Origin of the sequence: Pseudomonas sp. UBA5706, assembly GCF_002419965.1 — a bacterium.
Lineage (GTDB): Bacteria > Pseudomonadota > Gammaproteobacteria > Pseudomonadales > Pseudomonadaceae > Aquipseudomonas.
Map to the genome: position 1 here is coordinate 66,406 of NZ_DIHC01000057.1, position 13,673 is coordinate 80,078.

At 57.2% G+C, this 13,673-nt stretch carries 14 protein-coding genes and 1 tRNA gene; 5 read left to right on the top strand and 10 right to left on the bottom strand.

The window, feature by feature from the left end:
• Positions 1-195: 195 nt before the first annotated feature.
• The 6 genes from B3I26_RS26165 to queA form a co-directional block, all read right to left on the bottom strand.
• The gene (locus B3I26_RS26165) at positions 196-741 is read right to left on the bottom strand and encodes a glycine zipper 2TM domain-containing protein (RefSeq protein ID WP_296262186.1); all 546 of its coding nucleotides are present in this window, start codon (positions 739-741) and stop codon (positions 196-198) included.
• Positions 742-861: 120 nt separating this feature from the next.
• Positions 862-1,773, bottom strand: coding sequence for a protein translocase subunit SecF (gene secF, locus B3I26_RS26170; RefSeq protein WP_296262189.1), 912 nt, complete (start codon positions 1,771-1,773; stop codon positions 862-864).
• A gap of 9 nt (positions 1,774-1,782) precedes the next feature.
• The gene (gene secD, locus B3I26_RS26175) at positions 1,783-3,651 is read right to left on the bottom strand and encodes a protein translocase subunit SecD (RefSeq protein WP_296262191.1); all 1,869 of its coding nucleotides are present in this window, start codon (positions 3,649-3,651) and stop codon (positions 1,783-1,785) included.
• Positions 3,652-3,713: 62 nt separating this feature from the next.
• Positions 3,714-4,052 (bottom strand): preprotein translocase subunit YajC, encoded by a 339-nt coding sequence (gene yajC, locus B3I26_RS26180; protein ID WP_110950009.1) that lies wholly within the window; start codon positions 4,050-4,052, stop codon positions 3,714-3,716.
• Positions 4,053-4,107: 55 nt separating this feature from the next.
• Complete coding sequence (gene tgt, locus B3I26_RS26185; protein WP_296262290.1) at positions 4,108-5,223, bottom strand: tRNA guanosine(34) transglycosylase Tgt; 1,116 nt, start codon at positions 5,221-5,223, stop codon at positions 4,108-4,110.
• A 14-nt stretch (positions 5,224-5,237) separates the two neighbouring features.
• Positions 5,238-6,302, bottom strand: coding sequence for a tRNA preQ1(34) S-adenosylmethionine ribosyltransferase-isomerase QueA (queA, locus tag B3I26_RS26190; protein WP_296262194.1), 1,065 nt, complete (start codon positions 6,300-6,302; stop codon positions 5,238-5,240).
• Between the two features lie 108 nt (positions 6,303-6,410).
• On the opposite strand from queA, the gene B3I26_RS26195 reads away from it, so the two are divergent.
• From B3I26_RS26195 to B3I26_RS26210, 4 genes are all read left to right on the top strand, one after another.
• Positions 6,411-6,495, top strand: a tRNA-Leu gene (locus tag B3I26_RS26195).
• A 236-nt stretch (positions 6,496-6,731) separates the two neighbouring features.
• Positions 6,732-7,856, top strand: coding sequence for an alkene reductase (locus B3I26_RS26200; RefSeq protein ID WP_296262195.1), 1,125 nt, complete (start codon positions 6,732-6,734; stop codon positions 7,854-7,856).
• 52 nt (positions 7,857-7,908) lie between these two features.
• Positions 7,909-8,235, top strand: coding sequence for an ArsR/SmtB family transcription factor (locus tag B3I26_RS26205; protein ID WP_296262196.1), 327 nt, complete (start codon positions 7,909-7,911; stop codon positions 8,233-8,235).
• Between the two features lie 206 nt (positions 8,236-8,441).
• On the top strand, positions 8,442-9,683 hold the full coding sequence (locus B3I26_RS26210; protein WP_296262198.1) for a DUF1835 domain-containing protein: 1,242 nt from the start codon (positions 8,442-8,444) through the stop codon (positions 9,681-9,683).
• Positions 9,684-9,903: 220 nt separating this feature from the next.
• On the opposite strand, the gene B3I26_RS26215 is transcribed toward B3I26_RS26210, so the two are convergent.
• The 4 genes from B3I26_RS26215 to B3I26_RS26230 form a co-directional block, all read right to left on the bottom strand.
• On the bottom strand, positions 9,904-10,542 hold the full coding sequence (locus tag B3I26_RS26215; protein WP_296262200.1) for a DUF2268 domain-containing putative Zn-dependent protease: 639 nt from the start codon (positions 10,540-10,542) through the stop codon (positions 9,904-9,906).
• Between the two features lie 88 nt (positions 10,543-10,630).
• Positions 10,631-11,143, bottom strand: a complete 513-nt coding sequence (locus B3I26_RS26220; RefSeq protein ID WP_296262202.1) for a BRO-N domain-containing protein — start codon at positions 11,141-11,143, stop codon at positions 10,631-10,633.
• A 404-nt stretch (positions 11,144-11,547) separates the two neighbouring features.
• Positions 11,548-11,748 (bottom strand): hypothetical protein, encoded by a 201-nt coding sequence (locus B3I26_RS26225; RefSeq protein ID WP_296262203.1) that lies wholly within the window; start codon positions 11,746-11,748, stop codon positions 11,548-11,550.
• 243 nt (positions 11,749-11,991) lie between these two features.
• Positions 11,992-12,360 carry a hypothetical protein gene (locus tag B3I26_RS26230; protein WP_296262204.1) on the bottom strand — a complete coding sequence of 123 codons (369 nt, stop codon included), beginning with the start codon at positions 12,358-12,360 and terminating at the stop codon, positions 11,992-11,994.
• A 688-nt stretch (positions 12,361-13,048) separates the two neighbouring features.
• On the opposite strand from B3I26_RS26230, the gene B3I26_RS26235 reads away from it, so the two are divergent.
• On the top strand, positions 13,049-13,639 hold the full coding sequence (locus B3I26_RS26235) for a DedA family protein (RefSeq protein WP_296262205.1): 591 nt from the start codon (positions 13,049-13,051) through the stop codon (positions 13,637-13,639).
• Positions 13,640-13,673: the final 34 nt, after the last annotated feature.

A 13,673-nucleotide genomic window follows, 5' to 3' on the forward strand; every position in this document is an offset into this window, starting at 1 on the left:
CGACATGAGACTTATAACGTATCGACATTCTGATCAGTGGCTGGCCGACCTGCGACGAGCGATTTGAGATCCCTACCGCTGGCAACAAGGCTGAGACAGAGCAGGATCAGAGCATCACAATTCTCAAGCTCATGAATCCCAGGCAAAAAAACACCCCTGCGTGAGGGGTGTTTTCAACAGCGTTCAAACCAGGGCTTATTGGCCCGCCTGACTCAACTCCAACTGACCGTCCTTGTTAACCGGAATCTGGCTGCCTGGATCACGGTCCATGCGCACCTGACCGACCTTGTCGTTGAGCTTGTACTTCACGTTGTAGCCAACAACCTTGTCGCTGATGTCATTAACGGTGTTGCAGCGCGTTTCGGTGGTCGAGTAAGTATCGCGGTTCTGCATGCCTTCCTGAACCTTGTTACCGGCATAACCGCCGCCTACAGCACCCGCAACGGTCGCGATTTTCTTGCCATTACCACCGCCCACCCGGTTACCCAGCAAGCCACCCGCCACGGCACCAATGACGCTACCCATGATCTGGTGCTGGTCCTTGACCGGAGCGCGATGGGTGACCGCGACGTCCTTGCACACCTGACGAGGGGTTTTGATCTGCTCTTTGACAGGCTCGACGGCGAGTACATCTGCGTACTCAGGGCCGTTTGATTTAACGAGGCTATAGGTGGCCAAAGCACCGCCGGCGGTGACACCGACGGCACCCAATACTGCACCAACTAGCAACGATTTGTTCACAGTGAACCTCCTGACCAAATTCAGCGCGATTGCTCGCGCTACTCCCAGCCTTGGAGCACAAAAAAAGGCGCGAGTTCACACTCGCGCCTTTTCACCTGATGACCAGGTCAGAAGACATCGTTACGGACGATCGTCGACCTTTTCAGTGGTCACCGGCGGCAGCAGGTCTTCGGAACGCAGGTTCAGCCAGATCAGCACTACGTTAGCGATGTAGATCGACGAGTAAGTGCCCGCCACAACACCAATGAACAGAGCAACGGAGAAACCGTGCAGGCTGTCACCACCGAAGATCCACAGCGCGCCGATCGCCAGCAGCGTGGAAATCGATGTCGCCATGGTCCGCAGCAGGGTCTGGGTGGTCGAGATGTTGATGTTCTCGATCAGCGAAGCCTTGCGCAGCAGGCGGAAGTTCTCACGCACACGGTCGAAGACCACGATGGTGTCGTTGAGCGAGTAACCGATGATTGCCAACACGGCCGCCAGTACGGTGAGGTCGAAGGTCACCTGGAAGAACGACAGGATACCCATCGTCACCACCACGTCGTGGATCAGCGAAACGATGGCACCGACCGCGAACTTCCACTGGAAGCGGAAAGCCAGGTAGATCAGCACGCCACCCAGCGCCAGCAACATACCGATGCCGCCTTGATCGCGCAGTTCTTCACCCACTTGCGGGCCGACGAACTCGACGCGCTTGACCGTTACCGGGTTATCGGCACCGGTCTTGCGCAGCGCTTCGGCCACCTGAGCACCCAGCTGGGGATCTTCACCCGGCATCCGCACCAGCAGGTCGGTGGTCGCGCCGAAACTCTGCACGATGGCTTCGTGGTAGCCCGAAGACACCAACTCCTCGCGCACCTTGCCAAGATCGGCAGGATGCTCGTAAGTCAGCTCGATCAGCGTACCGCCAGTAAAGTCCAGCCCGAAGTTGAGCCCTTTATGGAACCAGCTAAACAGCGCCAGCACGGTAAGAAGCATGGTAACGGCGAACGCAACGTTGCGAACGCCCATGAAGTTGATCGTACGTTTCATGTCAGCCCCTTAAATCCACAGCTTCTTGACGTCACGACCGCCATAAATCAGGTTGACCATTGCGCGGGTCACCATGATGGCTGTGAACATCGAGGTAAAGATCCCGAGGGACATGGTCACGGCGAAACCTTTCACTGGCCCTGTGCCCATGGCATAAAGAATGCCGCCGACCAGAAGCGAAGTCAGGTTGGCGTCGAGAATCGCAGTGTAGGCGCGGTCGAAACCTTCGTTGATCGCACGCTGCACGCTCATGCCATTGGCCAGTTCCTCACGAATCCGCGAGAAGATCAGCACGTTGGCGTCCACCGCCATACCCATGGTCAACACGATACCGGCGATACCCGGCAGGGTCAGCGTTGCACCCAGCAGCGACATCAGCGCCAGCAGCATGACCATGTTGAAGGCCAGTGCGACGGTCGCGATCAAACCGAAGAAACGGTAGATAGCGATAATAAAGATCGACACGAACAGCATGCCCCACAGGGAAGCGTCGATACCTTTGGTGATGTTGTCGGCACCCAGGCTTGGACCGATTGTGCGCTCTTCAGCGAAGTACATCGGCGCGGCCAGACCACCGGCACGCAGCAACAGCGCAAGCTCGGAAGACTCACCCTGGCCGTTCAGACCGGTGATGCGGAACTGAGCGCCCAGCGGCGACTGAATGGTCGCCAGGCTGATGATCTTCTTTTCTTCCTTGAAGGTTTGCACCGGCACATCTTTCTCGACACCGTCCACAACCTGTTTGGTGTAGGTAGTGGTCGGCTTCTGCTCGATGAAGATCACCGCCATGCTGCGACCAACGTTGGCGCGGGTCGCGCGGCTCATCAGATCGCCGCCGTGACCGTCCAGCTTGATGTTCACCTGCGGGCGGCCGTGCTCATCGAAGCCGGCCTTGGCGTCGGTCACCTGGTCACCGGTGATGATCAGGCCACGCTCGACCGCTGCAGCAGGACGACCGCCTTCGCGAAACTCGAACATTTCGGTGGTGGCCTTGGTGTCGTCCGGGCCTGCGCCGAGACGGAACTCAAGGTTGGCGGTCTTGCCGAGAATACGCTTGGCTTCGGCGGTGTCCTGCACGCCCGGCAGCTCGACCACGATGCGATTTGCACCCTGACGCTGAACCAGTGGCTCGGCCACGCCCAACTCGTTGACGCGGTTACGTACCGTGGTCAGGTTCTGCTTGATCGAATATTCACGGATTTCGGCAATCTTGGCCTGAGTCATCGCCAGACGCAGGATCGGCATTTCGCCACGATCGGTCGTGGTGATATCGAAATCGCTGTAATCCTTGCGGATCAGGGCACGGGCCTGTTCGCGGGAATCGGTGTCACTGAAGCCCAGTTGAATGGCGTTGCCATCCTGCGGCAGGCTGCGATAGCGCAGTTTTTCCTTGCGCAGCAGGCTTTTCACTTCGCCTTCGTAGACATTCAGACGGGCGCTCAGGGCCTTGTCCATGTCGACTTCAAGCAGGAAGTGAACGCCGCCGGACAAGTCCAGACCCAGCTTCATCGGGGTTGCGCCAATGCTGCGCAGCCACTTGGGCGTAGTCTGTGCCAGGTTCAACGCCACGACATAGTCATCGCCCAACGCCTTGCGGGCGACATCCTTGGCGGGCAGTTGGTCTTCCTGTTTGCTCAGACGCAACAAACCGCCCTTGCCATTCTCGGCAAGAGACGCGCCCTTGACCGCGATACCAGCATCGGTAAGCGCTTTGCTTACGCGATCCAGATCAGCCTGATTGACCTGCAGCGCAGTGCTTGCGCCGCTGACCTGAATGGCCGGGTCATCAGGGTAGAGATTGGGTGCGGAATAAATAAAGCCGATCGCCAGCACTGCCAGGATCAGGATGTATTTCCACAGAGGGTATTTGTTCAACATCACGCCGCCTGCTTATAACGCGGGGCGCCTTGCGCGCCCCGTCGATTGGTAAAGGACTGGAATCAGATGGCTTTCAGGGTGCCCTTAGGCAGGGTGGCAGCGATGGCGCCCTTCTGGATCTTCAGTTCTACAGTGTCGGAAACTTCGATCACCACGAAGTCGTCGGTCACTTTGTTGATCTTGCCCGCGATGCCGCCGGAAGTGACGACTTCATCGCCCTTCTGCAAGTTGCCCAGCAGGTTCTTCTGCTCTTTGGCACGCTTGGCCTGTGGGCGCCAGATCATCAGATAGAAGATGACCAGAAAGCCGACCAGGAAGATCCACTCGAAGCCGCCGCCCATGGGACCTGCCGGGGCAGGTGCAGCCGCGTCCGCAAAAGCGGAAGAGATGAAAAAGCTCATTTAACACTCCAGTTGCATAATTTTAATAATAAGAAGCGGTACGACCGGCTGTCATTCAGTCCAGCAGCGGCGTTGCGAGCCCGCGTTTGGCATAGAAGGTGTCGACAAAGGCGGCCAATGTACCTTGTTGAATAGCCTCGCGCAAACCAGCCATAAGCAGCTGGTAATGCCGCAAATTATGGATCGTATTGAGCATGCTCCCCAGCATTTCGCCGCACTTGTCCAAGTGATGCAGATACGCGCGGGAGAAGTTCTTGCAGGTATAGCAATCGCAGGTCGGATCCAGTGGCGAATCATCGTGGCGATGAAATGCGTTGCGAATCTTCAGCACACCGGTGTCGATGAACAGATGACCGTTGCGAGCATTGCGCGTCGGCATGACGCAGTCGAACATATCGACTCCGCGGCGCACACCTTCAACCAGGTCCTCGGGCTTGCCTACACCCATAAGGTAACGAGGTTTGTCAGCCGGCATCCGGCCTGGCAGATAATCCAGGACCTTGATCATTTCGTGCTTGGGCTCGCCCACCGATAGACCGCCGATGGCCAGGCCGTCGAAATCCAGCTCGCTCAAGCCTTCCAGCGAGCGCATGCGCAGATTCTCGTGCATACCGCCCTGAACGATGCCGAACAGCGCCGCGGTATTCTCGCCATGGGCGATTTTCGAGCGCTTGGCCCAACGCAGCGACAACTCCATCGACGTACGCGCGACATCTTCATCAGCCGGGTACGGCGTGCATTCGTCGAAGATCATCACGATGTCCGACCCCAGGTCACGCTGCACCTGCATCGACTCTTCAGGACCCATGAACACCTTCGCGCCATCTACCGGAGAGGCGAAGGTCACGCCCTCCTCCTTGATCTTGCGCATGGCGCCCAGGCTGAACACCTGGAAACCGCCGGAGTCGGTCAGGATCGGGCCTTTCCACTGCATGAAATCGTGCAGGTCGCCGTGGCCCTTGATCACTTCGGTGCCCGGGCGCAGCCACAGGTGAAAGGTGTTGCCGAGGATGATCTGCGCACCCGTGGCTTCGATATCCCGAGGCAGCATGCCCTTGACCGTACCGTAGGTCCCTACGGGCATGAACGCCGGCGTTTCGACCACGCCACGGGGAAAGGTCAGACGACCGCGACGCGCCTTGCCATCGGTGGCAAGCAACTCGAAAGACATACGACAGGTGCGACTCATGCTTGATCCTCTGAGGCCGAGTCCTTGGGAGCCGTCGGCGCGGGATTGCGGGTGATGAACATGGCATCCCCGTAACTGAAAAAGCGGTAACCGTTGTCCACCGCTGCCGCGTAGGCCGCCATGGTTTCCGGATAACCGGCGAATGCCGAAACCAGCATCAACAGCGTGGATTCAGGCAAATGGAAGTTGGTCACCAAGGCATCGACCACATGAAATGGTCGCCCCGGATAGATAAAGATATCGGTGTCGCCACTGAACGGTTTGAGTACGCCATCGCGAGCTGCACTCTCCAGCGAGCGGACACTGGTCGTACCGACCGCGATCACCCGACCCCCGCGCGCGCGACAGGCAGCAACAGCATCGACCACGTCCTGAGTGACTTCCAGCCACTCGTTGTGCATGTGGTGATCCTCGATCCGCTCGACGCGCACCGGCTGAAACGTCCCCGCCCCCACATGCAGGGTGACGAACGCTGACTCGACACCCTTCTTGGCAATCGCATCCATCATCGTCTGATCGAAATGCAACCCCGCCGTCGGCGCCGCCACCGCACCGGCACGCTGCGCGTACACCGTCTGGTATCGCTCACGGTCGGCGTCGTCATCCGGGCGATCTATATAAGGAGGCAATGGCATATGCCCCACGCGCTCCAACAACGGCAGAACCGGCTCTGCAAAACGCAGCTCGAACAACGCATCGTGACGCGCGACCATCTCGGCTTCGCCACCGCCATCGATGAGGATTGTCGAACCCGCCTTCGGCGACTTGCTGGAACGCACATGAGCGAGCACACGATGCTGATCCAGCACCCGCTCCACCAGAATCTCCAGCTTGCCGCCCGAGGCTTTCTGCCCGAACAGACGCGCCGGAATCACCCGGGTATTGTTGAAAACCATGAGATCGCCAGAGCGCAAATAATCCAGCAAATCAGTGAATTGGCGATGAGCCAGCGCGCCGCTCGGCCCATCGAGGGTCAGCAAACGGCTACTGCGACGCTCCGCCAACGGATGGCGAGCGATCAATGCATCAGGGAGTTCGAAGGTAAAGTCGGCGACACGCATGATGGGGTTCGTCTAGCAGGGCCGCGAAGTTTAGCCGAAAACCTGAAAATTGACCATGAAACATGATTGACCAACGGTAATCTCATCTCTATACTTCGCCGCCATTGAGCCCTGATGGCGGAATTGGTAGACGCGGCGGATTCAAAATCCGTTTTCGAAAGAAGTGGGAGTTCGATTCTCCCTCGGGGCACCAAACAGTAGGACCTTCAAGAGGTTGCATAGCTTGGAGGAAAAGAAAACCGGCCATATTTGAGCCGGTTTTTTTGTGTCCGTCATTCCAACCTCGCTCTACCTGCTTGAGGGAGTCCTTAAAAGCTCAACGCCCACAGTCAGCTATCGCACCGGCAATTTGTCGCGCACCAACAAACACATTCACACATTCGAATATGTTAATGTGTCGGCCTCTTCCTTGAACTGCCCGGATCCGAAATGACCGACTCAAGCTTGTTTGAACCGCTGTCCTTTGCTGGCTTCACCCTCAGAAACAGAATCGCGCTACCGCCGTTGACTCGCTCCCGGAGCACGCAGCCCGGTGACATCCCCAATGCGTTGATGAGCGAGTATTACAAGCAACGTGCCAGTGCGGGCTTCATGGTCACTGAAGGTACGCAGATCGAGCCACGGGGCCAGGGTTATGCCTGGACCCCCGGTATTTATAGCGAAGAACAGGTAAAAGGCTGGAAGCAGGTAACCCGCGCTGTTCATGGGCAAGGCGGCGTGATTTTTTGCCAGCTTTGGCACGTAGGTCGGGTTTCGCACACCAGCTTGCAGCCTGAATCTCAGCCTCCTGTCGCGCCCTCTGCGATCAAAGCGACGGCCGTTAAAGTGTTTATCGAGACCGGCCCGGCATCCGGTGCTTTGGCGGACCCAAGTCAGCCCCGTGAGCTGACTATTGAGGAGGTTAGGGAGTTGATCGAGCTCTATCGGCTGGCGGCGGTGAATGCGAAAGAGGCGGGTTTTGACGGAGTGGAATTGCATTCGGCTAATGGCTATCTGCTCAACCAATTCATTTCCGAGCACACCAACCTCCGTACTGATGAATATGGCGGATCGCTGGATAATCGCCTGCGTTTCTTACGCGAAGTGACCGAAGCCGTTATTTCTGTTTTCGGGGCCGAGCGTGTAGGTGTGCGGTTCTCGCCGCTGTTTGAAACCACCACTGAGGCTCGTGTTTATCTGGGTCTTGTGGAAAGCGATCCGCACGCCACTTACATTCAGGCCGCGTCCATGCTCAATGGCTTGGGCATCGGTTACCTGTCCATCGCTGAAGCTGACTGGGATAACTGCCCTGACCTGCCGCTATCGTTTCGTAAGTCGCTGCGTGAGGTTTTTACCAGGCCAATCATGTACTCCGGGTGCTACACCGAAGAGAAAGCCAAGCGAATGCTGGCTGACGGTTATGGAGACCTGTTCGGTTTTGGGCGCACGTTTATTGCCAATCCCGATCTACCTTATCGATTCAAAAACGGCTTACCGCTCAATCCAGTGGATCACGCGACGCTTTATGGTGGCGCAAAGGAAGGCTATATCGACTATCCATTTAGTAAGCCATAAACTGCCGCCCTCAATGGCGAGACTGTCTCGTCGGCAAGGGACGGGTATCGAAATGCAGGAGTTGAACGAGACGCTCAAAGTGCTCACCAACCCGACACGGCGAGCCGTGCTGGGTTGGCTTAAAGACCCGCACGAGTCCTTTAAAGGTTGCCTGCAGCTGTATGACTTCAGCGTGTACGGGGTCTGTGCGAGCCTGATTCAGGAAAAAAGCGGGCTCTCACAACCCGCCACGTCGATTTGCTTGAAGTCCTTACATGATCAGGGTCTGGTAAAGGCCAGCAAGGTCGGCAAATGGACGTATTACAAGCGCGATGAAGACCGGCTGGCCGCAGCGATTGCCGGACTCTTGGAAGATATAGGGGTCGATCTTAAAAAGTGATTCGATGGGTTTGGCTCATCGGCTCGATCAGGAGGATTTAAAAGCGACGAGCCCCCGCTTTACTTCCGTCATCGCTTCCCGCTAAAGTCCGCGCCTGGGCGTTTGCTGCGCCTGCGGTCCGCGCGAAGGGTTACCCCAAGCATGCTTCCCACATTCTCATTCCAGCTCCTGGCTTGTCGGCGGACCGAGCCCTGTAAGGAGTTGGCATGCCTGCCACTAACGCTTCCCATCATCACGGTCTTCCAGATTTACCCTCCCTGCGTAAACGCGCCAAGCGTCTTTTAAAGGCACTGAATAACGACCAGGCTGACGATGCTCGTGCGCAGCTTCGAGCACTGGGTTTGTCGGGCCCTGACTATCGACTGGCCGACACGCAATGGCTACTGGCTCGCGAAATGGGCTTCGCCAGTTGGCCCAAACTGATTTCCCACGCTGACAGTGTCGCGTTCGCAGCACGCCATCCCGGCTTCGCTGCAACGCACGAAGCCTCGGTCCAGCATTGGCGTTGCGGAAACGACATCGAGCACAGCCTGCGAATCACCGGTTTCTCAGGCTCGTTTCACATGTTCGATGATCCGATGGTCATGGGTCCGGTCCCCGCTCTACCTGACGACGAATACTGGGCGGTACGAGCGGCTTTCGCAGAGCAGGCATTCGGGTTGTCTTCCCGTGATATCCAACAGCGCCAGGCCGTGCAGCGTGAGGCATTGGCGCAACTGACTACCGATAGCGAGCTGGTGCTGTGGTGCGAGGCAGATGCCTACGATCAATTGTTTCTGGTGCGGCTATTGGCAAGCCTGCCTGCCCTGCCACGCCGACTTGAATTGATTGAAATCAATCACGTGCCCGGCGTGGAACGGTTTATAGGCATAGGCCAACTGGCCCCGGACCTGCTCGCTTGGCTCTGGCCGCAACGGCGCCCGCTCGGTGAGGACGCGCTGATGCTGGCCCGTAAGGTCTGGGCCGCCTACACCGCGGCAGACCCAAGTGACTGGGCCCGGCTTGCCAATCAACAGCATGCGGTACTGCCGCTGCTGGGGCCTGCTCTGATGCGCCAGTTGCAAGAGCTTCCCGGCGCGGTGGATGGCCTGAGCCTCACCCAGCGCCTGACACTGCGCATCCTCGCCGACCATGGTGAGCTGCCCGCGGGCAAGGTCTTCGGCCACCTGATGATGAGCTACGAGCCGCTTCCCTATTTGGGGGATTTGATGTTCAACGCGCTGCTCCACCCGCTGATTCATGCGCCGCATCCGCTGGTGCATGAACAGCCGGGAAGCGAATGGCAGAAGCGCGCCGTTCGAATCACCCCATTGGGCGAGCAAATTCTGCGAGGGCACGCCAACTGGCTCGATCATGCGCCGGCCGAGCGTTGGGTGGGCGGGGTGTGCATCGTGGCTGATCACGCGCCTTGGGTGGTGAGTGACGAAGGAAGGGTATGGCGTCGCTAGGCCAAGTCTAGCTTGGGTTCGTAGCCACGAGATCAGGCACTGTGATAGCGGTAAGCGCTGGAAGCGCTGCAGGCTTCCAGCGCTTACCGCACTGATCAAAACAAGTCTGTTAAATCAGGCGTCCCGTTTCGCCGTCACGGAATAATCGAAGACACTCAAGGCATTCGATTCAAGCGACGCCGCGGGAGAACGGGCGAAACACTGAAAGGATGGGTCAGACTCACCCTAGAGCGCTACGGAACGCCTCTGCATCCAATTGCGCAAGGTCCGAAGCCCGGCTGCCAGGGTGTTCCGAGAGGAATCTGCCAACCAACCGAAACCCCAGGGAATACCCCAGCCACTTGGGTAAACCGGCGCTCCCGAAAAACCACGCCGCGTGGTCATGATCGGACCGGCTCCATTGCGTCTGGGCAGTGGCAATGTAAGGCTGAATCTCGCATGCACCGAGTTGCTCCCAGGGTTCCGGCGAACCGCCACAGACCTGCAGCGCAAAATGCCCTGCCAGCCCCTCCGAAACCAGTGACTCACCTAATGTCTTCTCATATCCGGGACCTTGCCAGCGAGCTGCGTGATGAAGCTCGTGCGCGAACATGCGCTCAAGGGACGCATCGGCGTTGTCCCTGAGCACCGGGCTTGCGGGATCGACAGTCAGATAAATGACCCCTGCCTCAGCCGCATACCCCAGATGGCCTTTCTCAGGAATCACGTGAGTGCCAGCCTTTACCACAACGTCGAGCGGCGACAACGCCATCAACGAACCGGCAATCTGGTGAGTCCGGGACAAGGCCGTACGAAGCCATTGGTTGATGTCGGTCAACGTGCCGCGAGCGTCGAGCAGATGAAGATTCAGCGCTGCCATGGCATGCCTTTTGTTGTGGATTGCACTCAATTTGTGGATTGCACTCAATATCGGCGAGGTTACCAGAGAGCAAGGAACGTGCACCCGCTCATCCCCTCAACCACGCGGCGCGCCAGAGCCCTGAAAATCGACTGGGTTTTCGCTCGCCCCTCGTATCAACTGGCTTTGCGATCAGCTCCGGCAGATCCCTAAACCGCACCCAGTAATCACTCTGCCATTCCAGTAATCCGACCGAACTACCGGACCACCTCATCGAACTCATGCTCGGCAAAGCCTGCTCGGTCTTGTCACGCAGGGTCGGCAACACCTCGTGAGTCAGCCAATGCCTTAGCGCTCGATTCTCGGGAACGTAGTGGTGGACGAGCATGGCAAACAGGCCGGATTCGCTGATGAGGAGTTGCTGGGTGCACTCCCCGTTGGCGTTGAGCCAGGCGGTTCGGCGTTGATCGGGGTCCAGCTTCCAGGTGGCGCGTTCGTCGAGCGCTTTGCCCATGAGACGGGCCGTGTCCTGAAGGCAGAACCAGGCCTGATTTTCCAGCAGAAGCGCGCGAAGTTGGCGGTGGTGGCGGATGAAGATTTGGGATTTGTAGCAGCCGGTCATTGCCTAATCTCCGGTTGGCAGATAGGTGAGACGGACTGAGTGTATTGAGATTGCGGTGCCTGCATGGGTAAGACTCCTTGGTTACGGCCACCCTATGTCGTCAAACATTAGGGTGGCGGCTGTGCGAAGGTTGACGAATCGGCCCAAGAATCCGGCAGACCCGGAGGTCTCCGACGCACAGCCGCCATAGCACGAACCTCAAGCAATAGCTTAAGTCATGTAGAGCAATGCTGATGCACCTTGAGAACAGATCGTCAAATCCGGTCGCCACAATGAACGACGGCAGGGAGACTAGCGTGGGTGTTTTGTGTGGACAACCCGCAGGCAGCAATTCAGAAAGGTCCTACACGCCAGCCGCTTTGGTGACTAGCAGGCCCTCCCGTTACCTTGGTCATCGCGGTGTGTCAGCGGGAATCGAGTTGAATGGATTTGCTGCCGGTTCCCGGCAGATCGCGAGCAAGCTTGCTCCTACGGCCTGCGGCCAGAATCGAAATAGCGGACGTAATCGCTTCCATTCTGAATCGAAATAGCGGACGTAACCGATTCCGTTCTGAATCGAAATAGCGGACATAATCGATTCCGTTCTGAATCGAAATAGCGGACATAATCGATTCCGTTCTGAATCGAAATAGCGGACATAATCGATTCCGTTCTGAGTCGAAATAGCGGACGTAATCGATTCCGTTCTGAATCGAAATGGCGGACGTGGCCGATTCCGTTGTGAATTGAATCTGTCTGCGGATGTAAGGCAGAAGATGCGACTTATTGATCTGTCTATAAAACGCTTCCTTTTTCTCACCACTTCGGATGACCCCGCCTTCTGCAACTCGCTATGCTGGCGTATCCCATCAGCGCCTCAACCACCGCCTAATATCGTCCAGAACAGATCGTCTTTGAACAGCCATTCTTTTTTTGATGATCAACAGCGCTAAAAGTAGCAACTCAGGTCCGTCGCAGCCAAATCGTTCGGGGATGAATAGCAGGTCCTCAAGCTCCAACAGTTCGTCAACCGAATAGTCACCCGCAGCGAATTTCTTCGCGTATGACAATATATCTTTCTCCAGGGAACGGATGGCGAGATACGACTTTCTCGCGACCCACCGGTCCACTATTTCATCCAGGGTGAGCGGAGCCGCTCTTAGCTCTTCAGGGAGGTGGTCTTGCATCACTTCCGACAAATCGCCCATAAAATCTATTAACTGTACGTAACTACGCATATAACTCTCACGGAATAGGATAGGCGGTGAATATATAAATAGGCTTTTTGTTAAATTCATTAAACTAAACGATCACTTCAACCCTGCTCATTTTAACGGAAACTTCCGGCGACCTCCGCTTAGGCGCAAGCTGCAATAATCCGGTTTGTCGATATTTCATAGGGTGATAGCGATTCGTGTTCCAGAATCGAGGCCAATTGGGCAAGGTCAAGCATGACGCGGAATTCGTCCTGATCAGGCAAAGCGTATTCCTTATGTGAAGCAGTTCTTCACGCTCTGTATACCCAGGCATTAGAGAGATGCGTGTTAACCAAAGCCGCGCGTAGATAGATGCAAATGTAAGTTGTGATGTGGGGGTCGAAAACTAGCGCGGGCTGTGTTGCTGAACAACCCAACTATCGAAATTCAGAAGATTCCTACACGGTAGAGCGCTCCGCCTTTCGAATGAAAAGAGGCTATTGGGTACCGTGGCTATGATGTTGACAGAGCGGCCTGGTCTGCATCTGCAGTCAGGTGCACGCCCGTCCCTGCATGCGCCTGCGGCTCGGCATCGCGAACGCAGCGATCCCCCGATAAAAACACGAGCAGGCAACGCGATAGAACTGTTCGCGCCCCGATTCGGTCGAACGGCATGCCTTCCGCTGGATAACCCGGCGGCTGATTCACCTTTTCGGGGCCGCCGGTTCTTATGTTTGAACATCTCGACATCAATTATCTGCTCGTCAACTACGGCTATTGGGCCGTGTTCGTGGGTTGCCTGCTCGAAGGCGAGACCATTCTGATTCTCGGCGGCCTTGCGGCTCACCAAACGTCCCTGCGGCTGATCGATGTGATTGCCGTCGCCACCTTGGGCGGGATGGTGGGTGACCAGATTCTGTTCTGGATCGGCCGCTATTTCGGGCCGCGGATATTGCCGCGCCTGCATCGTCAGAAAGCGGCGATTGACCGGGTCTCCGGGCTGATCGAACGCTACCCGACGGCGTCGATTTTCTCCGTGCGCTTTCTTTACGGCATGCGTTTGGTCGGGCCACTGGTGATTGGTGCCAGTCGCCTGTCGCCGATTCGCTTCTCGCTGGTCAATCTGCTCGGCGCGGCGGTGTGGGCCACGCTATTCGTGATGGGCGGTTATTGGGCGGGCGAGGCGTTGGAGAATCTGTTGGGAAATCTAAAACCTTATCGTCTGCCGATCTTTATCGGTGTTGTGGTCGTTGCGGCAGGGGTGGCGTTGTACCGCCATCGCCGGGCGAAGGTTCGCGCCGCACGGCCGTCGACGAAGTAACTCGTACACCGGCCGGGGTTATCGCTTTCGCGAC